This is a genomic window from Vreelandella neptunia, from assembly GCF_034479615.1.
In the GTDB taxonomy this organism is placed as follows: Bacteria; Pseudomonadota; Gammaproteobacteria; order Pseudomonadales; family Halomonadaceae; genus Vreelandella; species Vreelandella neptunia.
Map to the genome: position 1 here is coordinate 1,463,145 of NZ_CP140255.1, position 24,788 is coordinate 1,487,932.

The window sequence follows — 24,788 nt, forward strand, 5'->3', positions numbered from 1 at the left end:
AGTACACATGACGACTAGAACAAAAGCAGGAGAAAATGAGCATCGCTTCGAGCAGTTGTTCCAAAGGTACGCGCCAAACACTGCACTAAATGGAAAGAAGCGCTATAAACGTGACAACGTTGAAATTTCAGTAGATCAATCGTTTATTCATGAAGGAGTTGAATATTTAGTAGAGGTTGACTCTGCAAATATGGCTAAACTCCTGACTGGGCAATATGTTCTGTTGAATCAGCTATACACAGGTAACAAGGCACACGCTTTTTTCCTACTTGTACACACTTATCGAGCATATAACCCTAGACGGACAATAAATAATCTTGAACTCATCAACAAAGAGGTATATGGCGGTACAGGTATTGCTTTTGGTGCGGTACATATTGACCAATTATCAGAAGGGTGGGCTGATGACGTTTCTAGTTTTCTTGCGATGCTCCGTCATGCCTAACAACCGCAGGCACAGCGACAGCTTTTCAGTTGCTGCTTCGCCTACACTACAAAGCCGCACGTGCAGCGGGCGTTATGTGTCATGGAGTAGTCAATGACTGAAAAAATAGAAAATGAGTATAGTGCAATTTTAGTCGACACATCAATCTTTGTTGGAAATGGTCTACGTCTTGAAAAAGGATTACTTGGTAAGCTGACTCAGTTTAAGAAAAGTCCAATAGATTACCTTTTTCCTGATGTGATAAAAAATGAGGTTAAAGTTCACTTAGAAGGCAAGATTAAGGTTTCGCGTGCAGCTCTAGAAAAAGCTCTCAATGATGCAGGAGATCATTTATTTTTTGAGGGAAGTGAGTTAAATGATGCTAAACAAGTCCTTATAGACAGCACAGAAATTGAAGGGCTTGCTGAAAGTAGAGTTAATAAGTTTATAGAATCCACTGGGGCTTTGGTTTTAGAAAGCGGTGATTATGTTTCTGTATCAGAGCTTCTGACAGAATATTTCTCAAATAAGCCACCATTTGCCGAGACAGGTAAAAAGAAAAATGAATTTCCAGATGCTATTGTTCTAATGGCCATCGAAGCTTGGGCTGATGAAAATGATATTTATGTGTTAGCAGTCGCTAAAGATGGAGACTGGAAAAGTTATTGTGATTCATCAGAACGAATAGATTATCAAGAAGACCTGTCAGAAGCGCTCTCCAACTTCAATAGAACTAATGCTCCATACGCACTACTGGCTAATCTAGAAAAAGCTTTAAATGAAAATACGGCAGGTGCTTTTTTATCATCTATCGAAGCTGGATTGGAGTCCGCCTTTGATGGTTTTACTCCTGATCAAGAAGCTGATTCTCACTTATACTGGGAACCTGAAGGTTGCCATGGGTGGTTCAAAGCGTTTGAGCTATTTGGTACCGAGTTCAAAATAATTGATAAAGACGAAGATTGGGTTGTGTTGGAGGCATTGGCAAATATTACTGTAGAGGCAGAAGGGGAGTTCTCACTTTCAGTCTATGACTCAATAGATCGTGATCATGTCTATATGGGAGGAATTACGGCTACGGTTGTTGAGGAATTCGTATCAGAGATACTCATTACAATATCGGGCGATCTGGATGGTCCAATTGATGATCTTGAGGTAGAAGAAGTTGAAGTTGTGAGTCCTATCGGAACAATTGATTTCGGTACAATTGAACCTGATTATAGTGAGTATGACTAGAAGAAATTACAAGCACAGTCAAAAGGTCAAAATTTCCGCTGCGCTTAGATTTTGCCCATGCCGCGGGAGTTATACCTACAAGGAGTATCTATGCAACTCAGTTCAGATTTTTTTGGTGATTGGTTGAATATCCTTAAAGATATTCTACAAAACCACTGGGGATACGATATTTCAGGTGTCTCGGAAGAGGAATTGCCTTATGTGTATTTTAACGCCGAAAAGCGTCGGCCCGACCAAAGAATAAGAAGTGTTGAAATTTCTGATGCTTTTGCGTGCCCGGTAGATTTTCAGGCTGGGTGGGAACGTTTGAAGATCATAATTGAAACTGGTGGGGATATCACCCCGAATTTGAGTAAACTAGTCGATAGGCTTAACAATAAAGATTCCTTGTTAAATGACTGGGGCATCCACCATTTTCATTTAGGCGAGACGCTTAACGGAAGCTTCATTAAAAGAACGGGTTCTCTGCTATTTGCTCTTGTCACGAAAGATAAGTTTTATGCAATCAATATCTTTGATCACAGCGCTTGGGCTGATCAAGATATAGTTGAGATAGTGCATAGGAACTGGCCTGATGTGGTAAGTCAGTATCAAATTAAGAATGTTATGTCCACTACTGAATTCTCGGAGAGTGATAAACTAACTTTAAGAGCAAAGAATACTAATAGTTTTTTTACAGTATCGGATGGAACTGTATATGCACCTATCGGTGGTGGCGTTGTAAGTTCTGGATACAACGTCCAAGCGATTATGAGTACAGACCAACAGCGATCTTTGCTAAAAAGTCTAGAAGATAATCTTCAATCTAGATTAGTTAGCCTGAAAGATACGTTATATCAACACGGTTATTCGGGGGAAGAATATATAAAAGCAACTCTCGAAATTACCGACAGTAAATATTTTGCTTTTTTTCCAGATTACAACGTTGCAGTGATACTGCTTGATAATGCATAACAAATTTCTGCACTCGGTAAAATTACTCGCTTCGCTCCTAATTTACAGGTGAGAAAAGCATTGTAGAGAAGGTTGGCCGTAAGTATGGGGTGGAAAAAATGAGTACTGATACAAGCGATTTATCTCCGGAAAAAAAAGCTAGTCTCGTTGAGATGGCATGGCTTCTCAATGATTTAACCAGCGATTTAAAAACACCGGTTGATTTGGTTTTTCAGTTTAAGCCCGCTATGGTCGATAATAAACAAAACCATATGGCTATAAGCAGGCTTTGTATAACTTCGCTTATAGTTAATCTTTGCAAGCTAAAAGAAATTATTGATCATTATGGATCAGAGATTCGGTCTTTCCCTGAAGAACTGCGTAAATCCTTGTATGGTGTAAAGTCAGAAATTGAAAAGAAAAATATGTATGCCTTTCGAAGTAAATATGTGGCTCACGCTTTTTCGAAGGAGAAAGGTTTACAGAAGAAGCCGTTGACCTTTCATGAAAATGTTAGAGCCTTGATGGAAGTTATTGATTATGGACTAAATCCAGTAACAGAGAATATATTTAAATTTTGTCAATGGATCTATGTCGAAGGTGATTTTAATTCTGTTGTTTATATAATATATAGTTGTGTAAAGCATATAGAAACTACCGTTGGTGGACTTGGTAAACGGCGTTAATGCTCTAAAAAGCGCATGCGCAGTGACGGTTTTTTCATTGCGGCTGAGCCTTCATTACAAAGCCTCGCGTTCTGAGGGCGTTAAATCGCTATATCAATGGCTCCTAGAAGATCGCTATTGAATGTAAGCACTCCAGATGTGACACAAACAGCATTACCAGTGATTGATGTTATCCAATGATACACTGTTCGCGGGTTGAAAGTAGGGGGCTGGTATACGTTGCGGTATATTACATTTTTTCTTTTTATTTTTAATTTTTTAAAATCATATATTTATATATTCTTTTCGACTCCTGCCAGGACGCCAAGCCGCATCAACCGCTTTACTTTTATCCCCGTTCTACGCCTCCATTTTTCCAATAGCTCTCCAACAACTGCACGCATCAGGTATCCTCTGCGCATGCCTATCCCCCGGTTTAAAGTTACCAAGGACGTTCCCCATGCTTTTCCCAAAACGCGTTGCCCTCACGTCGCTCATTGCTGTGTTTGCGCTTTTGCCATCCACACTGTTCGCCCAGGATGCCCACATTGGCAGCGTGCGTACCGAGTTCAAGCTGCTGGGCCCGAACAACACCATTGAAGTGGAGCGCTTCGATGACCCGGATGTTCAGGGTATCTCCTGCTACCTCTCTTACTCACAGATTGGCGGAATCACCGGTGCGGTGGGGCTTGCTGAAGAGGCCAGTGAGGCGAGCGTGGCGTGTCGGCAGACAGGCGAGGTTGTCTTCGACCCTGCTGAAGTAGAGGAGCAAGAGGTGATTTTTAGTCAGCGCCGCTCGGCGCTTTTCAAGAATATGCGCGTTGTGCGCATGCATGACGCCGAAACCCAGACCTTTGTGTACCTGACCTATAGCACCAAGCTGGTCGATGGCTCGCCTAAAAACGCGATTACGGCTGTCCACTACAGTGAGTTAGAAGGCGGGCAATAATTGACTCGTGGGCGCTTAGCGCGGATTGCCTAGCGTTTGTGTCCAGTAGGTTGAGTAGCGGGACTCCGAATCCTCGGCTTTTGCCATGCCCATCTCGGTAAAGGCCTCATTCATGATGTTGCGGCAGTGGCCGGGGCTGTCTAGCCAGCCTTCCACCACGGCAGAAACAGAGATGTGGCCAGCGGCGATATTCTCACCCACGGCTTGCCACACGTAATCCTGATTACCCACACGCTGCTCAATACCTGAACCCTCCGGGCCGGTATGGCTAAAGTAGTCATTCTCGGCCATGTCTGCGGAGTGGCTCTTGGCCGCTGCTTCCAACTTGCAACTCCAAACTAACGACTCCACCGCCTCATACTGCTGATCACCGCATTGTCGCGCTTGGCTACGCGCTTCGTTGATTTGAGACAGCATTGCCTTTTGCTGATCATTGAGTTCGCATTCGCCCTGAGGGGTAGCATTGCCACTCTGAGACTGATCATTACCCCATGAGCTGGATGAACCCATAAGCAGCATGATAACGGTCAGGCCGTAAAGCGCCCCGGCAGCGGGGCGCTTGGGAAGGAAGTTACCCACCGAACTTCTCATTCTCACCAAGGTTCGGGGTAGCGTCCTTTTTGAGGTTGGCTTTGGCAATTTCATAGAGCTGGAACGTCTTGCTCTCTTTGGCTTTCCAGTGCTCACCCATCTGCACTTTAATTTCTAGCAGTGCGACGTCTGGATCGTCTTTACCTTCCGGGAACCAGGCAGCGATGAAGGGGTTCCAGTATTTTTCGATCAGTTCGCGGTTATCGGTCAGGTTGGCTTTACCCGATAGCGAAACGTAGACGCCATCTTCCTGGTCAGAGAAGCTCAGGCACACATCGTGGTCGCTTTCGGTTTCAAATACCTTTTCGGCACTGCGGCGGGTGAAGAACCACAGGGTGCCGTCATACTCATCTTGCACCAGGTGCATTGGCCGGGCGCGTGGAGTGTCGTGATCCAACGTCACGAGCATGCCGACTTTGATGTCTTTGATCATCTTCCAGATCTTCTGCTTATGTTCCGGGCTGGACATAGCGTCACTCTCCTTATGAATTAGATACTGAAATGGTCATAGACAATGCTTGTACATCGCAGATGACTAGCTACAGCCTAGCTACCATTTTCCATATCAGCAAACGCTCTATGGAATAATCATATCGCTTGCCCAGTAACATCCTGCTTGATGTGTCTGCGGTTACTCACCAGAATCAAAGTGACGCTGAACTGTATGCTCAGGGAGGGAGGTTCCAATGCGAACAGGATCTATATACCGCTACGGCCCAATTGTAGCGCTACTGCTGCTCGGCGGTTGTGCCACGGGCGGGGGAGACCCCAATTCTCAAAATCAGATGACCCAATACGCGGCTGAATACTGCAGAAGCCTCGGCGGGGAGAATGAAATTCGCGAAAGTAGCCTAGGCACTGGCCGCTACTGCCGCTTGCCTGATGGCCGGGTTGAAAATGCTTGGCAGCTATATCGCTCAGAGCGTCTTGATATTCACTAGTCTTAACGTTTACCCGCTTTGGTTTTAATTTTAGGAGGCGTATCGGCAAACTCTTTCTCTTTGGTGCGCCATTTGATCTTTACTTCCACCTCCTGTTTATCGCCTTCATCACTGGCGCGCAGGGAGACTTGCAGTAACTGCTGGGGGGAAAGTACCAGCTCACCTTCACTTTCCTGAAAGGTTAACTCGCCTTTATTGATCGCATTGGCCAGGGTAATCAGTAACTCTTGGGTTGACTGACGATCCAGTAGCGAATCGTGACTGAATTTCGTGTTTGACTTCATTTGGCGGCTCCCACCCATTTTCCTTGGCGGCCGGGCTTGAACACTTTTGCCTGTGGGTAATCGCAGCTAAGGCCGACCACTCCACGGTTTTTGTCGATTAACGTTACCCCTACACCGTGACCATCGAGCCCCTCATTTTTACGCGAGTGAGCGTCCAGGGTGATATCGGCTTCGATATGGATAAGCCCGTTTTTGAGCGTGACCCGCTGGCCAAAGTGTTGGTTGATGTGGCCGTGAACCAGCACCTGAATGCCCGCCCGCCGGGCAACGTAAGCGCCGCGCGGCGTAAGGGGAAGATCGGCTTTACGGTATTTGGTTCTAAAGGTATTGGCCAGAGAGCCATAATAAAAACTGAACAGGTTTTGGTGCATTAGGTTTTTTTTGAAAGCTCGGTTGGCATGTTTTACGCCGTACTTGGCCAGTAGTTCGGCCATATGATCATCGAGGCCGGCATGCAGAAACAGGAAGGAACCGCGCTTTTTAACCAGCTGCATGCGGCGGAAAAACCAGCCAAATTCCCCCGATTTGTTAAGAAATAGCGAACGACACTTCATCGCGGCGGCGTAGACTTGGGTGAGCGTCAGGCCGTTTTTTGCACAGTGCGCCTCGAAGCTCTGTGCCTTGGTGGTCATCTTGCTGATTTCACGTTCTATACCCTCGGGGGTGAGAAACCCAGCGGCATAGAAGGGGAAGTTCTCGAACCAGTCGTGACCTGGAAACAGCGCCTGTCGGCATGCCTCTTCGGACGGTACACCTTTGTCCCACTGGGTATCGGCCAAGTATTGATCGAATACCTCTTTAAACAGCGGTATCACCTTCTTACCCATGCGCACAAAAAGGTGCTGGCTACCGGCGTCAGTGTCGCGTTCCAACGATAGCAGCCCCATCAGCAAGCGGAGATCATGGTTACCGGCCAACAGAGTGATATCTGCTTTGAGGCGGTATAAGTGGGCCAGGCTGCGCAGCATCGTCAGATTACTGGGGCCTTTGTCCAGGCAGTCTCCGCCCACCACGATTTCGGCTTTTTTGCCAAATTTCGTTAGTGAATACTCACATAGATGGGAGCCTTCGCGTTCGATAACGCCTGCGGCAATTAGCGATGCCTCAAAAGCCTCGGCGTCCGCATGGGGGTCTGAGATGAATGCCACGGGCTTTTTAGGCCAGGCGAAGCCCTTTTTTCGCGAGCGCTTAACAAAGGTGCTTAGCGCCTCATCGTGATTGACCGAAGTGGCGTCATCGGGCCAGGGTGACCACTCCGTCGGGAGACGCGCCAAGATGGCGTTGTGATACGGCTGCTTGCTTACCTTTGGAATAACATTGAACGCGGTCATAGAAGCCATCTTATTCATCGCTACCGTTTAATCGAGTGGGTCTGCTGGCTGGCGCTGTTTCCAGTTTCCGTACAGTCGGCGCCAGCCTTGGTTATGCCGCTCGAAAACGACCGGATGACCATGAAACATACTTAACCGTTTAATATCGCTGAAGGGTATGACATTTAAATGATAGCCCGCGTGGCGAATAGAGGCGCCGTGGCCCACTACCAGCTGTAGTTGCTTACTTTGCTTAAGTTGCTGAGCCGTCTCATGCGGCTGCGGCTCTAAAAGTGCTTGTAAATGTGCAGCGACCCGTTCGCCTGCTTCTAATAGCGATTCCGCGCCGTCGAAGGGCAGTTTGAAATCGCTGGCTGATTTCCAGCCCTTAGGTAAGGGCTCTAGGCGAGGGTCGAGGGCAACGATGCGTTCTATTTCCTGAATGCTAAGATTGGCCAGCGCCCCAACGCTGCGTTCACATAGGGCCGAAAAGCAGAGTGAGCGGGGTGGCTCCGCAAACAGCGGCGTGAGCTCTTCGCGGTAGATTTCGGCCGTTTGCCACGCTCTTAACAGCGTCGAACAGTGTATCTCCGCATTGAGCTGATAGCCTGACGTGGCCAGCCATTCGCCAAAGTGCCGCGCCTGCTCTCGAACGTCGGCTATCCCTTTTTTCGTTAGAGGATAGGGCTGCAGGGCGCTGGGGGTATTCGCTAATTGTGAATACTCACCGTGCCGAATCAGCGCCAGTGCCACCATCAGAGAATGCCTTTGGCTTGGAGTAGCGCAATGGCACGCTCAAAGTCGATGGCACCGGTGAGGCGCAATACTTCAACGCCCTGGAGATGTTCGGCATACACCTCGGCAGATTGGGCTTGTTCGGCGGGAAAGCTGCCATCTGCGTGCTGAAAAAACGGCCCTGGGCTTTTGCGTAAACCTTCTAGCGCCTGAGGTGTTTTAGCGATATCCACACCGCTTAATTCGGTGGGCGCCGTCGAGTCTAATGCCCAGTCCAGCAGTATCAGCTGTTTTAGCGTACCGGAGAGGGCGGTTTTACCCTCGCCATAAGCGTTAGGAATCAATACATCGTACTTCTGCTCAATATCCCATAGCTGGCGTTTGGGCATGCTGGTAAATCGGGCGCGCTCGTCAGCGGGCAGTATGTCGAATAATCGCTCAGAATGGATCAGCGTGCCCGGGTTAACGCGGGGATGTTTGGCGACACCCAGAACGCTTACCTGGCCGTTTTCGGGCTTGAACAGAATCCGGTCATTGGAGAGAAAGCGTGCTTTGGCGGCCTCCAGTGCCTTCAGCATCAGTGTGGATTTACCGCCACCGGAGCTGGCGGCAATGGCGGTGACGTTGCCATCAATATCAAAGGCCGAGGCGTGGCCGAGCAGGTAACCATCGCGTTGATGATGATTGAGAAACTGGTTGTTAATAAAGTTGATGACTTGCGATGGGTGCTTGTTTAACTCGCCAACCGCGACCGGCGCCGTTAACGATTGGAACAGCACCATCCCCGTGCGTACTTTATGAATCCAGCGCCCTTGAGGCGTATCCACGTAGGCTTCTTTCAGGCCCAGAGCGCTGGTTTTGGCCCGTTTTACCGCTGTCCACTCGCCGCCGCTGGTATCCGCTTGCTGATCCAACAGCCATACCGGCAGCTCTGGCTGGTCAAGGGTATGGACTTCTTTCGGGAGCAAACCAGACGCCGTTAAACCAGCATAGTAAACCTCAAGATGGTCAAGAATGGCTGGATGGTCGGCCAGTACGCGCAGTGTTAAACCATTGAACGTTAGCGGTAACGCATAGGTACAGGCGGCCTTAGCCCCGTTGATTTGTTGATTATCAAAAAGGTTGATCATTCACCTGCCTCTGCTGTCTCTACTGTCTCGGCCTCAAGCTGGCTAAGCACATAATCACACAGCTTCTCAGCGGCATCGATACCACAGCCTTTTTGCGCGCCGCTAAACCCGCCAAAGGCGGAAACCTCAAAGACCACGGGCCCTTCATCGGTCAATGCAATGTCCACAGTGGTAAAGCTTAGATCGAAGCATGACTGGGCTTTTAGGCCAAGCTCAATCAGCTCAGGGCTTGCATCGAAGGTTCGATATTTGCCCCCGCTGTGTATCGTTGTATTCCACGACTTGTCATCGCCGACACGGGCATAGGTGCACAGGTACTTGCCGCCTAGAAATACCATGCCAAGATCCTGGCCGCCCAGGTTAACGAACTTCTGAAGGTAAAAAAGGCCATGCTTAGCCTTAAATTTATTCAGTATTTGGGTATTGGCTTTAACACCATCTGCCGCTTTTAACACCACCATGCCGCGGGCTTTGGTCGAGTAGAGCGGTTTTAGGATCGCCTTTCCGAACGCCTGGATCGCCTCCAGCGCCGCATCAGTGCTCTCGGTTACTCGCGTGGCGGGCAGTGGGACGCCGCCTGATGCCAAAGCGGCGGTGCCCTCAAGGCGATTAATCAGGCGCCCCACCTGGCTTGGCGAGCTGAAACAGCGCACCCCGTCCCCTTCAAGGGTTTTGAGCATGCGCAGTCGGTCGTCGGCGGCTGGGGAGTAGGTTTCGCTTATTTTTTTGATGATCACGCCGTCAAGCGCGTTGAGCAGGGTGTCCCGATAAAGTAACTCGCCGGTTTCAAGTTCCAGCACTACGTCAGCCATATCGATAACGCAGCGGTAGCCGGTGCGCTGTTCCAAATGATTCGCCAAGACCTCGGTTGACCATTTGCCAGGTATCCCAATGACCGCAATCCGCTTATTAATCACTAAAAATATCCTCTAGGGGAAGCCTGTACTTCTCTATTTTCTCAGGGGTTAGAAGCGTTATGGCCTCTAGCAGGTAGCTCGCTCTAAGGGCGAGTCGTTTGGCAAAAAGTTTGTCGTAAATAAAGCGCGTAGAGGTAGCAAAGGAGCGCCCTAGCGCGATGGCTAGCCGCGCATCAAAGCTTACATCGTTATTCTCTTTGGCGAACCGTCGTGCAAACTGATAGAGCTGTCTGATCAATGCCATTAACTCGGCTCTAGGGCCATCATCCATGATGGGCAGCCGATAAATCGACGCCATTAGAACGGATAAATCCTGAACATAATCAGAATAGGAGGCGCGGTGCAGGTCGATAAAGTAGATGCGATTTTTGAGCTCGTCATAGATGAGGTTGTCGACGTTAAAGTCGCCGTGGATCAGCACGGAAAATGGGGCCCTGAGCTGATGCTCTAGGGGCTCTACGCGATCGATCAACTCATCAAAACTGGGGCGGGGCAGTCCGCAAATAGTTTGGTGTGTAAGAAACAGTGTCGGATGCGTGTGGCGGGTTTCGGGCATGCGTTTACGCAACTGCTGCATATACTCGGGCTGAGCAGGTTCGTTGGTACTTGACGTCTTCCAGATTTTTCTCAACGTTCGCTGGAGTGTACGGGTAAGTTGCTTGGCTGATTTCCACTGGCCGTTTAACAGCAGTGATTCAAGCGTACGGCCGGGGAGGTGTTCGATCACCATCGAACCCAGCTCATCCCCCTGCTCGACATGATGCGAGAGCACCGTGGGGGCCACCTTGGGGTAGACCCGCTTCCATTGATCAACCCCATAAAGCTCTTCAATGACTTTCTGGCTTTCACCCTCCTTGTAGACTGCCATCATTTTGCCAGAGGCGGCGTGCTCGGCTTTCAGTGTGGCGATGGTGCTGCCGCTGCGGGTAAGCGCCAGCCGCTCAACGGTAAAGTCGTCACTCTGGGCGGTCATCGCGTGAGCGGCATTTTGCAACTGCTTGTAGTTTTGCAAGCGTACGGCAGGGCCGAAGTTGGCGGCGAGTAGGGCGTCGGCAAGCTCCGCAAGCAGATGGATCATGCGTTGAAGCTGAAAATCCACCACGGCGCTGTTACGTATGCCCGAAGCGCCTGGCTCAAAAGCAGTGGTTAAACGGACGGTTATTTTGGGTATTCGGCGTCCAATTTTCAGGCCTTGGCGAGTGTTTGCATCATCGATATTAATGATCACCAGCTTTAATGATTTACCCACCAATCGAATGAGTTTGACGTACTCTTTTCGCGATTTATCGGGAAGCTGCTTTAGGGCCTTGATAGCGGTGAATTCAAGGCAGGCGTGGCCTAACTGGTCAAGTAGTCGGGCTAAGCGCTCAAGGGATTTGGATTGTTGAAAACCCTGCCCATCGACTTTGCGTCGCTGCACATCCATGGCGACGGCGAGCTCGACTTTCTCTAACAGTGTGCTTCTATAGCCTTCGCGATTGATCAAACGTCGAGAAACAGCTTCACTTGGCTGGGTCACATAAACTTCAACTAACTCAAAGTGATTTTCAACTTCGAATCGTAGAAAATAGAAATGCTCCAAGATCGACGTATTGATACGCTGCCTCACCAAGATAACGTGCGCTTAGGTGGTTACTGCTTCTGAGAGTCAACAGTATAAATAACAGTGCCATCGTTTACGTTACATGTTTCTTACAGTTCAAAGACTTGTATGAAAAAAAGACGTTTTATCGGTACCCGAATGTGCCTGCCCCGTGAGATTGGCAAGGGGCGGGATCTGCGTCTGGCCAGATACCGAAAAGCCCCCGAGCTAGGGCCGAAAATACTCTTCTTTAGTGGCGGTACGGCACTGAGACATTTTTCTGAGGTGTTGACGGACTACACCCATAACTCCATTCATCTGGTTACCCCCTTTGATTCAGGAGGCAGCTCGGCAGAGTTACGCCGGGCCTTCGCGATGCCTGCGGTGGGCGACCTAAGAGCGCGCCTGCTTGCTCTGGCTGATGACTCAGTCACCGGGCACCCTGAGGTGGCTGCGCTTTTCTCACATCGGCTATCGGCAAGGGAGGGGGGAAGCGCGACGGCAAAGACAGCACTTGAGCAAAGCCTACAGGCCCTTGTCAGTGCTAAGCACCCGCTGCTCAAGGCAATTGCTGAGCCCATGCGGTCACTGATCCAGAGCTATATCGCTGCCTTCTACAAACATATGCCAAAGGATTTTAACCTCGCTGGCGCCAGCGTGGGGAACCTTATCTTGACCGGCGGTTATCTGATTCATGATCGCTCCCTGGATCCGATCGCCTTTCTCTTTGGCCAACTGATCAAGACCCGCGGCACCGTTCGGACAACGACGGATGCCAATCTCCAGCTGGAGGTATTGTTAGAGAGTGGTCGCACGATTATTGGCCAACACTGCTTTACCGGCAAAGAGACGGCTCAAATCGATTCGCCTATCAGAGCGATAAAATTATCAGGCGAGGCGGACGATATCGACACCTTGGATGCCTCCAAGGTGTGTAAAGAGACCCGTACGCTCATTGATTCGGCAGAGCTGCTGGTTTTCCCGCCGGGCAGTTTTTATAGCAGTGTCATTGCCAACCTGTTGCCCAAGGGGGTTGATAAGGCATTGGCTAAAAACCCGTCACCCAAGGTGTATGTGCCCAGCCTGGGTACTGATCTTGAAACGTTCGGCATGACGTTGGTGGATCAGGTGCAAGTGCTCAATGCGCATTTGTCTGGCACACTCGAACCCTTATCGTCTAAGCGGTCTTCAATCGATTTTTTACTGTTTGATTCGCAGCTTCTGAGTGTGTCGGCTGATCAGATTGAGACGCTACGCGATGAAATGGGTATTCAAATCATTGATCTAGATCTTGCGCCGGAGAATGCTGATACCCAACGTTATGATGACGTTAAGCTGGCTGAAGCGCTGCTTGGGTTGACCTGACACCGACATACTCTAAATGACCTTGGGTATTGCTATGCGTCTTAGTTACCAGGGCCCGCTGCCTGAAATGGTAGGGTTTTTGCTGCTGCCTCAGTATTCGATGATGGCCTTCTTTGCGGCGGTGGAGCCGCTGCGGATTGCCAACCGTATTGCCCATCGCCCATTGTTCGACTGGACGTTGATCAGCGCTGATGGAGGGCCGGTGACGGCGTCGAACGGCATGACCCTGATGGCCGATCAAGCAACGGCGGATGTTCACCATTTGCCCTCGCTGGCGGTATGCAGCGGTTTTACCCCCGAGGCGCATCTTACCCGGCCGTTAATGGCCTGGCTTCATCAGTTGGATCAGGCGGGCTGTTGTTTAGGCGGCATCGATACCGGGGCATTTTTGCTTGCCGCCACCGGGTTGTTAAAGCACGAGCGGGTGGCACTGCACTGGGAGAGCCTGCCCGCGTTTCGTGAGCGCTTTCCGGGCATAGATACTACCGATGAGCTTTACGAGCTGGGCGAGCGGCGCTTCTCCTGTGCGGGTGGGGCGGCGGCGATGGATATGGCGCTGGAAGTGATTGCCCGGCGGCATGGCGCAAAGTTGGCCATCGATGTCTCCGAGCAACTGATCCATGACCGGATTCGCACCCGCAGCGATCAGCAGCGCATGGCGTTGGTGAAGCGCTTAGGTACTCATAACCGGCGCGTTGTGGAGGCGGTTGCGCTCATGGAGCAGAACCTGGAAGAACCGCTCCCCCTTGACGAGATAGCCAGCCAGGTAGAGGTATCGGTGCGTCAGTTGCAGCGTCTGTTTGAGCAGGAGCTAAACGTGACCCCGCGTCAATGGTATTTGCAGCTGCGCGTTAAGCGTGCCCAGCGGCTGCTGGCCGAGACTGACTTGGCGGTATTAGAAGTAGGCGTGGCCTGTGGGTTTAGTTCGTCGTCGAGCTTTGCGCGTACGTTTCGGGCGCATTACGGCTACTCGCCTCGGCAGGTGCGTTCTGCCATCGCGGGCAAAGACCTTTAAAGCGCAATAGATGTCGCCTAATGTCTGATAAGCGTCGCTTAATGTCTAGTGATGGGAGGGTAGCCGCGCATACTAGCTAAACCCAACTAATAAAGAGGTTTAGCCAAATGTCGGTCACAACTAGCTTCGCCACCACTAGCTCTGCCACTACCAAGACGCTGTCGTTGACAGCGGGCTTTTTACTCGCTGCGTTTGCAGCCACGCCCGCCATGGCAGAGCTTGATGAACTGCGCTTTGGGGTGCCGCCGTGGCCTGGGGTGACGGTAAAGTCTGAAGTGGCGGCCCAGCTACTGGAGGCCATGGGGTACGAGACCCGTCAGCAAGATTTAGCCGTGAGCGTGATCCTCGAAGGCTTATCGCAGAACGACTTGGAAATCTATTTAGGCGGCTGGTATCCCGTTCAGACCGATATGGTTGAACCCTTGGTGGCCGACGGCAAAGTCGAAAAAGTGGTTTCCAATATCCGTGGCGCCAATTCCGGGCTAGTGGTTCCCCAGTATGTTTACGATGCAGGCGTCACTACGGTGGCTGAGCTGGCAGAACACCATGACCGTTTCGATGGTGAAATTCAGGGCATTGAAGCGGGCACCGGCATTAACGATGCGATTCTCAATGCCATCGATAACGACCTTGCGGGGCTGGGCGATTGGCAGCTCCGTGAAAGCTCCACTTCGGCGATGCTGGCCCAGGCTGAGCAAAAAATGGCCGATGAAGAGTGGGTTACCTTTGTTGGTTGGGAGCCTCACTGGATGAACGTGAGCTTCGATCTGGCCTATTTAGCCGATAGCGATGATGCGGGCGTGGCCTCCATTGAAAGCACGGTATGGACAATTACCCCTGCCAGCCTGGCAGAAGAAGCGCCTGAAGTTCACCGTTTCCTTTCGCAGTACGTGATCGATATCGAAGACCAGAACGATTGGGTACACGAGTACAGCTACGAAGAGCGCCCGGCGGATGAAGTGGCTAATGAGTGGATTGGCAACAACCTGGATACCGTTGCCGAGTGGTTGGACGGTGTTGAAACCCGCGATGGCGAACCCGCCATTGAGCAGGTGCGGGCCCAGTTCGACTCTTAATAGTTGGTTATTCGTCATCTAATGTGGATTTAATAGTAACCGGCACATTTTGTGCTTCACGGTTCAGACAGAAACCACCAAGCCAACTGTCTGTTGTGGGAGGCCGCTTCCAGCGGTGGTCCGACACTTCGGCGAAGGGTACCGAAGGTACCCCGGTGTTGTCAGACTGGCAGCCTAAACGGTCGCGAGCTAAAGCTCCCTCCCACAGGTCAACTGTCAGACTGACAGAAATAATTCCATACCGAATGACGAAGAGCCTAATAGTTATTCGTTAATAGCACGGCTCGTAAAGCCTAAGCTGTGATTAACCCCAAACAGCGCCTAATTAAGGCGCTGTTTTAGTTGTTGGCAAAAGTCCTGCCAAGCCACACTCATATCGGGTAGCAGCGTATGGGCGTGAAGGGCGGCGTGAACCATGTTCGGGGCGCAGCGATAGCCTACCGAGGCACCTTCCTCACGCCAATTGGCTATTGCGGCTTCGATGGGGAGTGTCAGTGGATCCTTCTCCACGGTCAGCATTTCAATGCTTGCGGCAGGCGGGTGGCGATCCCGCTGAGTAGCAATGATGTCAGGACACTGTTGACGAATGCTGAGCACGTCGTCGCGTGTAAGTAGCGGCGCATCTTCTCCCAAGCATTCAAGGGAAAGCGCGCCAACGGTTGGGTAGATCAAGCCTAGTGGCGGCGCTTCATTCTGCTGATGGGCAAGGTCAATGGCTAATCGCCCGCCCGCGCTGTCACCCACCAACGCGACAGGTTGAGTCGCTTCTAGCACTGCTTGGCAGTCTGCCAGCATAGCCGGGTAAGCTACTTCTGGCGCCAGCCGATAGTTTACGCTGACCACCTCACGCGTTAACGCTTGCGCCAAGCTGGCGGCGGGGCCATGGTGGCTCTCTGTTGAGCCGATGGTAAAACCGCCGCCATGGATAAACAGCACGCAGCCTGGTGTGCGCCGCTGGGGAATAAAACGGCGCACGCGAACACCACCCAAAGCGCTATTTTCAACCCGCATTCCCGCCGGGTCGGGTGGGGCGAACGTTTGGCAAAGTTCAACGTAGGCGCGCCGTGCTTGAGGTAATGGCAGCTCCTGCATCTTTGCCAGCCCGGCGCAAAAGCGCTGAATAAAGTCGTCTACGTTCATCGCTACGGTAACCCTTAGCGCCGAATCCCAATGGTGCGGCCGGCAAGCTCGGGCCAAGCGTCTTTATGGGCTTGGGGTAGTTCTGTCACGCGATTTGCGACCGCTTTTGGAAACGGGCTTGGACGCCCAGAGGCTTGTTTCATGCCCATCAACATCTGCTCGCTGGTGGCTATCAGATTGCCTTCATCATCGAACAGGGTGAAAAAGACGTGCAGGCGCTTTGTGTCGCTATCCAGTAGTGTCAGGCTGACGTTCAGGGCTTGGCCTTGGTGGGCCTCGCGGCGGTAGCAGAGGTGCGTTTCCAGGGTATAGATCGTGTAGCCATAGTGTTCTCGGCCCGCTTCATCCAACCCAATGGTGTCGATAAGCGCCTCGCAGGCTAGAGAGAAGACGCGGGCGTACTCCGCGTCGTTCATATGTCCGTTGTAGTCGACCCACTCGGGAGCGACGTGGGTTTTATAAATAATCATTAAATGCGCCCCTGTAAGCCTTCGGCTTCCGGCCAATATTTTTGCACTACCTCGAGCAGCTCGACTAAAAAGTCATCCCGGCGCCGGTCGAGCGTAGCCACTGAACGTCCTGCCGCTTGATGCTCACACCCCTCGACGACTTTATCAATCAGTTCGTCGGTGAGTTCCGGGGCCTCCAGCTTTGTCCAGGGCAGTTTTAGCGCTGGGCCAAACTGCTCTAGCATATGGCGCATGCCTGGCTCGCCGCCCGCTAGGTGGAAGGTTAAGAACGTGCCCATCAACGGCCAACGAAGTCCACAGCCGTAAACCACGGCCGCATCGATCTCTTCGGTGGTCGCCACGCCATCGTTAACCAGATGCAGAGCTTCCCGCCATAGCGCTTCCATTAAGCGGTCGGCGATGTGGCCCTCAATTTCACGGCGAACCACCAGTGGGCGCATGGCGAGGGCCTGATACAGCCTTTGGGCGCTGGCGATCTGCATGGATTGGGTGGTCTCTCCGCCAACCAGCTCTACCAAGGGCAGTAAATACACCGGGTTGAAGGGGTGAGCGACGATCACGCGCCCAGGCGCTTGTTGGCACTGCTGCTGCAGGTCGGTGGGCTTAAAGCCGGAGGTAGACGAGCCAATAATGATGTCCGGTGGGGCAGCAGCGTCAATCGCGGCTAAAATTTCTTGCTTTAGCGGTAGGCGCTCGGGCACGTTTTCCTGAATCAGGTCAGCGCCATCCACGGCTTTTTCAATCGTATCTGCAAAGGTTAACCGCTCAGGGTTAGCATCGGGTGCTAAACCGAGCTGGGTTAACGAGGGCCAGGCATTGTCGATAAACGCTTGAGTACGCGCTGGCGCTTTGGGATCTGGGTCAAAGGACACGACGTCCCACCCCTGGGCGAGGGCGCGGGCAATCCAGCCGTTTCCAATCACGCCGGTACCAATAACAGCTAAGCGGCTCATACATCACCTCCGGCTGCGTTACCCATGGTACGTCCGGTCATCGGGTCGCGTAGTTTGAGATGAGTGCGGGTTTCTGCAGGCGTCATTACTCGGGCGCCGAGGTTTTCAATAATGGTCGACGCTTTCTCGACCAGTTGGCCGTTGTTAGCCAGCACGCCTTTCTCTAAAAACAGGTTATCTTCCAACCCAACCCGAGCGTGGCCACCCAGCAGAACGGCTTGGGCGACCATGGGCATTTGATGGCGGCCAATGCCAAAAGCGGCCCAGTTAGCGTTGGTGGGTAGTTTGTTGCGCATGGCCAGCATCGTTTCGGTGTCCGCTTCGGCACCCCAGGGAATACCCAGACAGAGCTGATAGAGCGGGTCGCCGTCGATCAAGCCCTCTTGCTGAAGCTGGCGGGCAAACCAGACATGGCCCAAATCAAAGCACTCCAATTCTGGCTTAACACCTGCGGCCTGAACCAGACGGGCGTGCTCGCGCAGCCAGTCCGCAGGGTTTACGTACACCATATCGCCAAAATTGAGGCTGCCGCAGTCCAGCGTGCACAGCTCGGGGAGCAGCTCGCCGACCGGCGCATGACGTTCAGCGGGCGTTTGGATATCGGTGCCTGGGCCGCCGCGGGTGGGATCGGTGGCATCGGGTATCCAGTCGCCGCCGCCGCCAGCGGTGATGTTCATCACGATATCCACATCGGCTTCACGTACGCGCTCCATTACTTCGCGGAACTGCTCAGAAGAGTGGCTGATGCCGCCGGTTTGCGGGTCGCGAACGTGGATATGGGCGATGCTGGCCCCGGCACGCGCCGCTTCAATGCAGGAAGCTGCAATGGCCTTGGGCGTAACAGGCACATTGGGATTTTTTGCGGTGGTGTCTCCCGCGCCCGTCACGGCACAGGTGAGAATGACATTGCGGTTCATGGCGTGCTCTCTAGTCAGCAGTTTATTCGCTTACTAGTGTGTCGCGGTGTGCAGACAATAGTTGTCATAAAGCGACATTCGCTATACAGAATATGCGGTTTTTGATCTTGGCTAATTAATACCCTGTCATTTCCAAATAGCCTTCGCCAAGCGGTTCGCCGCTGGCGCGGTCATTGACCACCACTTCGCCTTCCCAGTAGGGCACGCTGGTAGTCATCCAGCGGTTGGCATGGGGCGCGTCAACAATGATATCGATCGCCACTGACGGTATTTCCAGTCGCCATTGGGTGGGCACATTGCGACCGGCGACAGCCGACGTTACCAGCGGTGTCAGTGTAATGTCATCGGTTGCTAAGGGGGTGGCGTGGCCTTGGGGGGTAATCCAGGTGCCTGAGCGGTAGTCTGCGTTATGTTCTACCCCTGCGCTGCCATCATCACCACCACCGCGTAGCTGAAATGCCATCAGCTTATGGCCGTCATCAAGGTGGATCGAGAACCAGTCCCAGCCTGATTGGCGGGCATCAAGCAATTGACTACTCCACTCACGATCCAACCAGCCGTGCCCGCTAACGGCTTTTGTCTCGCCATTAATGGTGACTTCGCCGTTTATTTGCCAGAAGGGCTGGCTGTAGTACATGGAGCCCTGGCCATTGGCGGCTTTCTGGCTAAAACCCTCTTCGCCGTGCAGCACTAGAGGGCCTTCGGCAGTCAGTTCCAGCGTATAGCCAAAACGCGATTCATCTTCACCGCTGTAAGCGGTTAGCGTGAGATGATCAAAATCGGTGCCGTTTGCTTCTTCATTCGTTTTAAGCTGCCAGTCGTCTAGCCAGGCGTGGAACGGACTTGCAATGACACCGGCCTGGGCATCGTTGAGCTGAGAAGGCTCGGCTTGGGTGTGGCTGCGCCCAAAACGTTCGGCCACCTGATGCTGCTCGCCTTGGGAGATCGCCATATGGGCCATCCAAAGCTGGTCTGCCGCCCAGGGCGTTGGTTCGGGGCGTTCGCTGGGTGGCATCAGCGCCTGGCGAAAGAGCGTCCACTGCAGGCCGAGTGGCTCACCGTCGGCGTCTTCTAAATTAGCGGTTAAATACCACCATTCGATACGGTAATCCGGATGGGCGGAATGATCCTGCGGAAAAATGAGCGTTTGGCTGGGCTGGGCATGCTCAAATCCGTCGGCGTCTTGCCCTAAACCGGCAAAGCCTGTGCTGTTGGTTTCGGTTTGATTCTCTTCGCCACAGCCGTAAAGCGTCAGTAACACGCCGATAAGTAGGCAGGGGCGTAAGTAACGACGTAAGCTCATTGATTCGCCTCTTCCGCCAGTAAGGCCCGCGGTGAGGCGCGCCAGAAACGCAGTGTGGGCAGGGCGGCTGCCAGGAGTGCCACACCAACGGCGGTGGCCAGGGTAACGGCCATTTCCCAGGGGAACAGGTAGAGCGGCAGCCGCCAGCCAAACGCCGCCACATTGATAATCGCTACTAATCCCCAGGTAATCGCAATACCCAGCGGAATGGCCAGCAGACCGGTAACCAAGGCGGTGCCGCCCAATTGGGCCAGATTCAATTGGGCCAGCTGTGTCCGGGGAACGCCCAGTGCCCATAGCGGCGCTAGCTGTCGGCGTCGGCTGCGTGCCTGTGCCAGCAGACTGGTGAATAGTGCAAGGGCTGCTACCGCCAGGGTCAAACCATTGAGGGCGCGGGTGATGGTAAAGGTACGCTCAAAAATCTCGGTGGCGATACGCTTGATCTCGCGTTGATCGCTCAGCGCATCACTGCCGAGGTCAAAGCGTTCGAGCAGGGCAGCACGCAGGGTATCTACATCAGCGTCATCACTCAGCACTAACCCCATGGAGCTAGGTGGCGCATCAAAACGAGCGGCTAGCTGGGGCGATGCCATCAGCACCTGACCGCTGGGGTTGCCGTAGTCGGGATAAATAGCGGCGATGGTCAGCGTTTCATTGGCGCCCGGCGCGCTTAGGGTTAGCCGGTCGCCGGGGGAGAGGTTCTCTGCGTTGGCAAGTTGTTCGTTAACAAAAACTGCACCATCTTCAAAGGCTGCCCAGGCAGAGGCGCGATCTTGTTGGGTTGCCAGCAGCGGCCAGTGCGGAGTGAGTGATTCGCCAGGGGTAATGCCGTAAAGCTCGATAGGCGTGCCTAAAGAGCGGCTGCCTTCCTGCGTAGTGGCAGTCTGTAGGGTTGCATCGCTGCGCCGAGTGAGGAGGCGCTCGAAGACCTCCGGGCGTTCATCCAGCCAAGCATCAATATCCGCATATTGCTCGCTGGGGGCATTTAAATAGAGGGGAGCTACCAAGCGCTGATCGAGCCAGTCTAAAAACGTCAGGCGAAAGCCACCGACCATGCTACCGACCCCCAGATTGGTCGCCAAGGCGATAAGGAGTGCCATCATGGCCAGTGACAGCCTGGGTAGCTGAAGCTGCATATCCGCCAGTGCCCAGTGAGTAAGCGGGCGTCGCCGGGCTAGGTGTGCCAGCATTTTTAGTAGCAGTGCTAAAAAGGGCGGCAACCACAGTGCGCTAGCCAACAGCAGCGTGGCTACCAGCGTAAAGCCTGTAACTAATCCATCGCCAGGGGGCTGAAAGCGAAGCCAGCCATACAGCGCTAGCGCACTACTCAAGGCGAGGGCGCCGCCGATGCTCATTAGCGATAATTGGCGGCGGTAACCGCTACGCCAGGCCTGCATCTGGCCTAACTCCAACATGTTTAAGCGGGCCGCGCGCCATAGCACGCCGCTGCCCGCCAGCAGCAGTCCGGCAAGGCTAACCGACAGCCCGCCGACCCAGTAATGCCAGGGCAGGTTGAGCTCTTGCCCCACGCCTGCGCCATAAAGTGAGCCTAGGGTTGCTGCGACATCGGGCAGTAACGAGCGTGCCAGCCATACACCGCTGGCAATGCCGGCAAGCGCTCCGATCAAACCGAGCAGAAGCAGCTCTAAGCTGAGCGCTAGCACTAAACTGCGCCCTGATACACCCAGTACCCGCAGGGTGCGCAGCATGCCCAGGCGTTGCTCCAATGCTAGCCCTAGCGCTGCTTGAACGATGAATAGCCCCACGACCCAGGCAAGTAGCCCCAGCGCGGTAAGGTTTAGGTGAAAGCTCTCGGTAAGTTGACCGGGGGAGGCGAGAGTGGTGGCGCGGGTGAGCGTTAATCCCGGTGGCGCTTCAGTGAGTGCCCCTGGGGCGGCCACGATGCTTGTCAACTGGTCGCCGCTGTCAAGCAACCGCGCTGCGGCGGCAATATCCATGATCAGCGTGTCAGGCGGTAGTGCGGGCGCTAAAACGAGCGGCGGTAGCGCTTTGCCATCTGCCAAGGTCGGGGTGGCACCCGATACATTTTCACGCGCTTTCCCAAGGGCTGCCAGGGCGTCAGGCGCTATACGTGTTTGCCACGGGGGCGTCAAAAAGTCGCTTAACGACGCTGAGGTGTTGGCTTGAGCCAGAGCGTTATCGCTGGAAAGGGTCAGTGGATCAATGCCGATCAGGGTTAGCCGGGTGCCATCTTGGGTAAAGACTTCACCCTCTAGCATGGGCGAAACGGGCAAGCCTGCTTGGCGTAGGGTGTGATACTCGGCGCGACTGAATGGCATGCCATCGCGCCGCTCAAGTTGATCCAGCTGGGTGTCAAACAGCGCATCGGCGCGAGCGTAGCTGTCGCGAGCGGTGGCGTTGATCGCCTGGATACCACTCCATAGGGCGCTAGCCACCCATAAGCCGAGCAGCAGCATTATCAGCTGCCCGGGGTGACGCCGGTAGTGGCTAAGTAGCGTGGATAGCACCCGAGTCATGGTGCTGCGTCTAGTAGACGGCCGTGGCTCAGGCATAGGCAACGGTCAAGCGGTGCCGCCACTTGGGGGCTGTGGGTGACGATCAGCAGGGCGCACTGAGTTTCGCGAACCAGGCTCAATAGCAGTTCAAGCACCTCAGCTGCGGTGGTTTCATCCAAATTGCCTGTGGGTTCATCGGCCAGCAGCAGAGGCGGGCGCGGCGCCAGGGCGCGGCCAATGGCTAAGCGCTGCTGCTGCCCGCCAGAGAGCTGTTCCGGGTAACGTTTTTCCATGCCACTCAGCCCAAGCCGCTCAATCAAGTGGTCTGCCCAGTCGGCATCGTCGCGATGGGCTAAGCGCGCCTGTAAGCGCAGATTGTCGATCACCGTTAAGCTGGGGACTAAATGAAACTGCTGGAAGACCAAGCCCAATTGCTCGCGGCGTAGCTTGGCGCGTGTGGGCTCGGGGAGTGACTCGACATTCTGGCCTCCGAGGGTAATGACACCTTGGTCGGGAAGATCTAATCCGGCGGCAAGATGCAGCAGAGTGGATTTGCCGCTGCCTGATTCCCCCATTAGTGCCAGACTTTGCCCCGCGGCCAAGCGTAGGGAGACATCTTCAAGCACCTTCAATGGGCCTTGTGGCGTCACGAAGGTTTTATGTACCTGACGAAGTTCCAGCATAGGGAGTACTCATATATTGCTATAGAGGGGTCTTGATGAGGGTAATGAAAGGGCTAGTCGTTCATAGGCGTAACTGAGGCGCCACGATCTCCGTATACCGCTATGCCGCCGCGCCCTGTGTGCTTGATGAAGTACATGCTTTTATCAGCCGCATCAACGAGCTCATCAGCACTGCCGAATCCGCCGTCAGCTAAACAGGCGATACCGATGGAGACAGATACATGAATTGGATCCTGATCATCGTGTGCCATGGGTGTTATTTCCAGGTGCTCGGCAATTCGCTTGGCGAATACCTTGGCTGCCTGTGCATCTTCTTCTGGTAAAACGATGAGAAACTCTTCGCCGCCCCAGCGCCCGGCAAGGTCGCCTTCACGAATAAGCAGCTGTAGCGTTTTGCCGAATTTTTGCAGCACATTGTCGCCCATTTGATGGCCGTATTGATCGTTAAGCTTCTTAAAATGGTCAAGGTCAATAAATACCACTGACATGGTGCGAGACTGTTCCTGGCATAGTACAAAGCGCTTATGCATCTGCTCTTCAAGCCAGGATCGGTTGGCAAGGCCGGTGAGCATGTCTGTTCGCGAGCGCTCTTCTAACTCGTCTTGACGCTGGCGGAGAGAGGTGAGTTCCGCTTGGTGCGTATCAAGGCGCGCTCTGAGCTGTAACGTTTGTTGGAACAACAGTTGTTGGGCCTCGGCCAGTAGCGATTCGTTATTCTGCAAAGGAGGGGCCGTCATTTGCAGCATGTCCGCCAGCGCTGGCAACCGTTCCTGAATACTCTCTAGCAAATGCCGTAAAGAGATCGCGTGGGCGCCCTGATAGGTTTCAAATTCTCGCACAACGGCCATTAGCGCCTGCGCTGGGTGGGGTGAGAGCCAGGCATCGGCGATGGGGCCTGATAGTTGAACGCACATCTTATCGGGGGTGGTAATGTCGTATTCGCCATGACTATCACCGATTCGCTGAGCAAGCGGTGTTGGAACTCCCCACTTAGCGGCAAGCCAAGCGCCTACTTGAGAATGATCGCAGCCAAAAAGCCGCTGCTCAGACTCTGATAGTTGCCGATGGGATAGGGCGGTTTCCAAATATAAATTATTGCTCTCTTTAGGGTATGTTGCCCGTAATGCCATGATGCCAATGTCTTGGAGCAAAGCCGCCGTAAACACAGGCCCTGTCATATCGGGGCAAAGGCGGGTGGCAAGGTAACGTGCTGCTAACGAGGCAATGATGGAGCGCATCCACACACGCTGGTAATGAACGTCTACTCCCCTACTTTGCAGCAGGCTGAAACTCATTACCGCTGCCAGGGTGGTGTCTAAACCCAGGCGGGCCGTCGCTTCCTGGCACGAGTGCACCTTTATATGGCTACGCGAGAAAAAGGCGCTATTGGCAAGGGTAATGATACGTATGGTCAAGGCGGGGTCACGCTCGATGGCATTGGCATACTCGTTTACGGAAGGGTGTTCGGTGCGGGCTATTTTCAAAATGTTGATAGCGACCGAAGGCAGCGTGGGCAGCGTCGGGCAGTTGACTAGGTCAGCTATCAAGAATGCAGGTAATTCAGTCGATAAGACTAAGTCTTTCGAATTATCCTTTGTCTGAATGGCCCGCATTCTTCTCTCCTGACTCTTATTGGCTTAAAGCTACCGTAACGGCCTTAAGTCCTTTTTCAGCACTTGTCGATGCGATTTG

25 protein-coding genes are annotated in these 24,788 nt (G+C 53.1%); 9 read left to right on the forward strand and 16 right to left on the reverse strand.

All coding sequences use genetic code 11. From position 1 onward, the window contains the following. Positions 1-7: 7 nt before the first annotated feature. The 5 genes from SR894_RS06640 to SR894_RS06660 all read left to right on the forward strand — a co-directional run bounded on the left by SR894_RS06640 (position 8) and on the right by SR894_RS06660 (position 4,207). Positions 8-445, forward strand: coding sequence for a hypothetical protein (locus SR894_RS06640; RefSeq protein WP_223288183.1), 438 nt, complete (start codon positions 8-10; stop codon positions 443-445). Between the two features lie 93 nt (positions 446-538). Next, positions 539-1,660, forward strand: coding sequence for a PIN domain-containing protein (locus SR894_RS06645; RefSeq protein ID WP_223288182.1), 1,122 nt, complete (start codon positions 539-541; stop codon positions 1,658-1,660). Positions 1,661-1,750: 90 nt separating this feature from the next. Then, on the forward strand, positions 1,751-2,614 hold the full coding sequence (locus tag SR894_RS06650; protein ID WP_223288181.1) for a hypothetical protein: 864 nt from the start codon (positions 1,751-1,753) through the stop codon (positions 2,612-2,614). A gap of 98 nt (positions 2,615-2,712) precedes the next feature. Further along, positions 2,713-3,279 carry an integron-associated HEPN domain-containing protein gene (locus SR894_RS06655; RefSeq protein ID WP_223288180.1) on the forward strand — a complete coding sequence of 189 codons (567 nt, stop codon included), beginning with the start codon at positions 2,713-2,715 and terminating at the stop codon, positions 3,277-3,279. A gap of 439 nt (positions 3,280-3,718) precedes the next feature. Then, the gene (locus SR894_RS06660) at positions 3,719-4,207 is read left to right on the forward strand and encodes a CreA family protein (protein WP_223288179.1); all 489 of its coding nucleotides are present in this window, start codon (positions 3,719-3,721) and stop codon (positions 4,205-4,207) included. A gap of 15 nt (positions 4,208-4,222) precedes the next feature. Here the strand turns inward: SR894_RS06660 and SR894_RS06665 are convergent, their stop codons facing one another. Both SR894_RS06665 and SR894_RS06670 read right to left on the reverse strand, forming a co-directional pair. Further along, positions 4,223-4,786 carry a CAP domain-containing protein gene (locus tag SR894_RS06665; protein ID WP_290277109.1) on the reverse strand — a complete coding sequence of 188 codons (564 nt, stop codon included), beginning with the start codon at positions 4,784-4,786 and terminating at the stop codon, positions 4,223-4,225. Next, the gene (locus SR894_RS06670; protein ID WP_223288177.1) at positions 4,779-5,267 is read right to left on the reverse strand and encodes a pyridoxamine 5'-phosphate oxidase family protein; all 489 of its coding nucleotides are present in this window, start codon (positions 5,265-5,267) and stop codon (positions 4,779-4,781) included. The genes SR894_RS06665 and SR894_RS06670 overlap by 8 nt, the downstream gene beginning before the upstream one ends. 217 nt (positions 5,268-5,484) lie before the next feature. Here SR894_RS06670 and SR894_RS06675 point away from each other — a divergent pair, with 217 nt between their 5' ends. Next, complete coding sequence (locus SR894_RS06675) at positions 5,485-5,739, forward strand: DUF333 domain-containing protein (RefSeq protein ID WP_223288176.1); 255 nt, start codon at positions 5,485-5,487, stop codon at positions 5,737-5,739. Between the two features lie 2 nt (positions 5,740-5,741). Here SR894_RS06675 and SR894_RS06680 read toward each other — a convergent pair whose 3' ends face one another. From SR894_RS06680 to SR894_RS06705, 6 genes are read right to left on the reverse strand one after another with little or no spacing between them, the layout of a single operon-like run. Next, positions 5,742-6,023, reverse strand: a complete 282-nt coding sequence (locus SR894_RS06680) for an amphi-Trp domain-containing protein (protein WP_133730339.1) — start codon at positions 6,021-6,023, stop codon at positions 5,742-5,744. Continuing rightward, positions 6,020-7,354 (reverse strand): metallophosphoesterase, encoded by a 1,335-nt coding sequence (locus SR894_RS06685; RefSeq protein ID WP_246638121.1) that lies wholly within the window; start codon positions 7,352-7,354, stop codon positions 6,020-6,022. The genes SR894_RS06680 and SR894_RS06685 overlap by 4 nt, the downstream gene beginning before the upstream one ends. Before the next feature lie 27 nt (positions 7,355-7,381). Further along, entirely contained in the window at positions 7,382-8,089 is a 708-nt protein-coding gene (locus SR894_RS06690) for a histidine phosphatase family protein (protein WP_223288174.1), read from the reverse strand. Further along, the gene (locus tag SR894_RS06695; protein ID WP_223288173.1) at positions 8,089-9,198 is read right to left on the reverse strand and encodes an HprK-related kinase B; all 1,110 of its coding nucleotides are present in this window, start codon (positions 9,196-9,198) and stop codon (positions 8,089-8,091) included. Before SR894_RS06695 ends, SR894_RS06690 begins: the two co-directional genes overlap by 1 nt. Further along, on the reverse strand, positions 9,195-10,115 hold the full coding sequence (locus SR894_RS06700; protein ID WP_223288172.1) for a GAK system ATP-grasp enzyme: 921 nt from the start codon (positions 10,113-10,115) through the stop codon (positions 9,195-9,197). The genes SR894_RS06695 and SR894_RS06700 overlap by 4 nt, the downstream gene beginning before the upstream one ends. Continuing rightward, the gene (locus SR894_RS06705; RefSeq protein ID WP_223288171.1) at positions 10,108-11,634 is read right to left on the reverse strand and encodes an aminoglycoside phosphotransferase family protein; all 1,527 of its coding nucleotides are present in this window, start codon (positions 11,632-11,634) and stop codon (positions 10,108-10,110) included. Before SR894_RS06705 ends, SR894_RS06700 begins: the two co-directional genes overlap by 8 nt. A gap of 192 nt (positions 11,635-11,826) precedes the next feature. Between SR894_RS06705 and SR894_RS06710 the strand changes: the two genes are divergently transcribed. The 3 genes from SR894_RS06710 (at position 11,827) to SR894_RS06720 (ending at position 15,153) form a co-directional block, all read left to right on the forward strand. Further along, entirely contained in the window at positions 11,827-13,062 is a 1,236-nt protein-coding gene (locus SR894_RS06710) for a GAK system CofD-like protein (RefSeq protein ID WP_246638120.1), read from the forward strand. Positions 13,063-13,096: 34 nt separating this feature from the next. Beyond that, the gene (locus SR894_RS06715) at positions 13,097-14,077 is read left to right on the forward strand and encodes a GlxA family transcriptional regulator (protein WP_133730345.1); all 981 of its coding nucleotides are present in this window, start codon (positions 13,097-13,099) and stop codon (positions 14,075-14,077) included. Positions 14,078-14,184: 107 nt separating this feature from the next. After that, complete coding sequence (locus SR894_RS06720; RefSeq protein ID WP_133730346.1) at positions 14,185-15,153, forward strand: ABC transporter substrate-binding protein; 969 nt, start codon at positions 14,185-14,187, stop codon at positions 15,151-15,153. Between the two features lie 321 nt (positions 15,154-15,474). Here the strand turns inward: SR894_RS06720 and SR894_RS06725 are convergent, their stop codons facing one another. The 8 genes from SR894_RS06725 to SR894_RS06760 all read right to left on the reverse strand — a co-directional run bounded on the left by SR894_RS06725 (position 15,475) and on the right by SR894_RS06760 (position 24,709). Continuing rightward, positions 15,475-16,293 (reverse strand): alpha/beta hydrolase fold domain-containing protein, encoded by an 819-nt coding sequence (locus SR894_RS06725; protein WP_133730347.1) that lies wholly within the window; start codon positions 16,291-16,293, stop codon positions 15,475-15,477. 14 nt (positions 16,294-16,307) lie between these two features. Next, a complete protein-coding gene (locus tag SR894_RS06730) occupies positions 16,308-16,763 on the reverse strand; it encodes a thioesterase family protein (RefSeq protein ID WP_133730348.1) in 456 nt (151 codons plus the stop codon). After that, a complete protein-coding gene (locus SR894_RS06735; protein ID WP_133730349.1) occupies positions 16,763-17,716 on the reverse strand; it encodes an L-carnitine dehydrogenase in 954 nt (317 codons plus the stop codon). The genes SR894_RS06730 and SR894_RS06735 overlap by 1 nt, the downstream gene beginning before the upstream one ends. Beyond that, positions 17,713-18,633 carry a beta-keto acid cleavage family enzyme gene (locus tag SR894_RS06740; protein ID WP_133730350.1) on the reverse strand — a complete coding sequence of 307 codons (921 nt, stop codon included), beginning with the start codon at positions 18,631-18,633 and terminating at the stop codon, positions 17,713-17,715. Before SR894_RS06740 ends, SR894_RS06735 begins: the two co-directional genes overlap by 4 nt. Positions 18,634-18,748: 115 nt before the next feature. Next, complete coding sequence (locus SR894_RS06745) at positions 18,749-19,936, reverse strand: lipocalin-like domain-containing protein (protein WP_133730351.1); 1,188 nt, start codon at positions 19,934-19,936, stop codon at positions 18,749-18,751. Then, positions 19,933-22,434, reverse strand: coding sequence for an ABC transporter permease (locus SR894_RS06750; protein ID WP_223288170.1), 2,502 nt, complete (start codon positions 22,432-22,434; stop codon positions 19,933-19,935). Before SR894_RS06750 ends, SR894_RS06745 begins: the two co-directional genes overlap by 4 nt. Next, the gene (locus SR894_RS06755) at positions 22,431-23,096 is read right to left on the reverse strand and encodes an ABC transporter ATP-binding protein (protein WP_133730353.1); all 666 of its coding nucleotides are present in this window, start codon (positions 23,094-23,096) and stop codon (positions 22,431-22,433) included. Before SR894_RS06755 ends, SR894_RS06750 begins: the two co-directional genes overlap by 4 nt. Before the next feature lie 53 nt (positions 23,097-23,149). After that, a complete protein-coding gene (locus SR894_RS06760) occupies positions 23,150-24,709 on the reverse strand; it encodes a sensor domain-containing diguanylate cyclase (RefSeq protein ID WP_133730354.1) in 1,560 nt (519 codons plus the stop codon). Between the last annotated feature and the right edge of the window lie 79 nt (positions 24,710-24,788).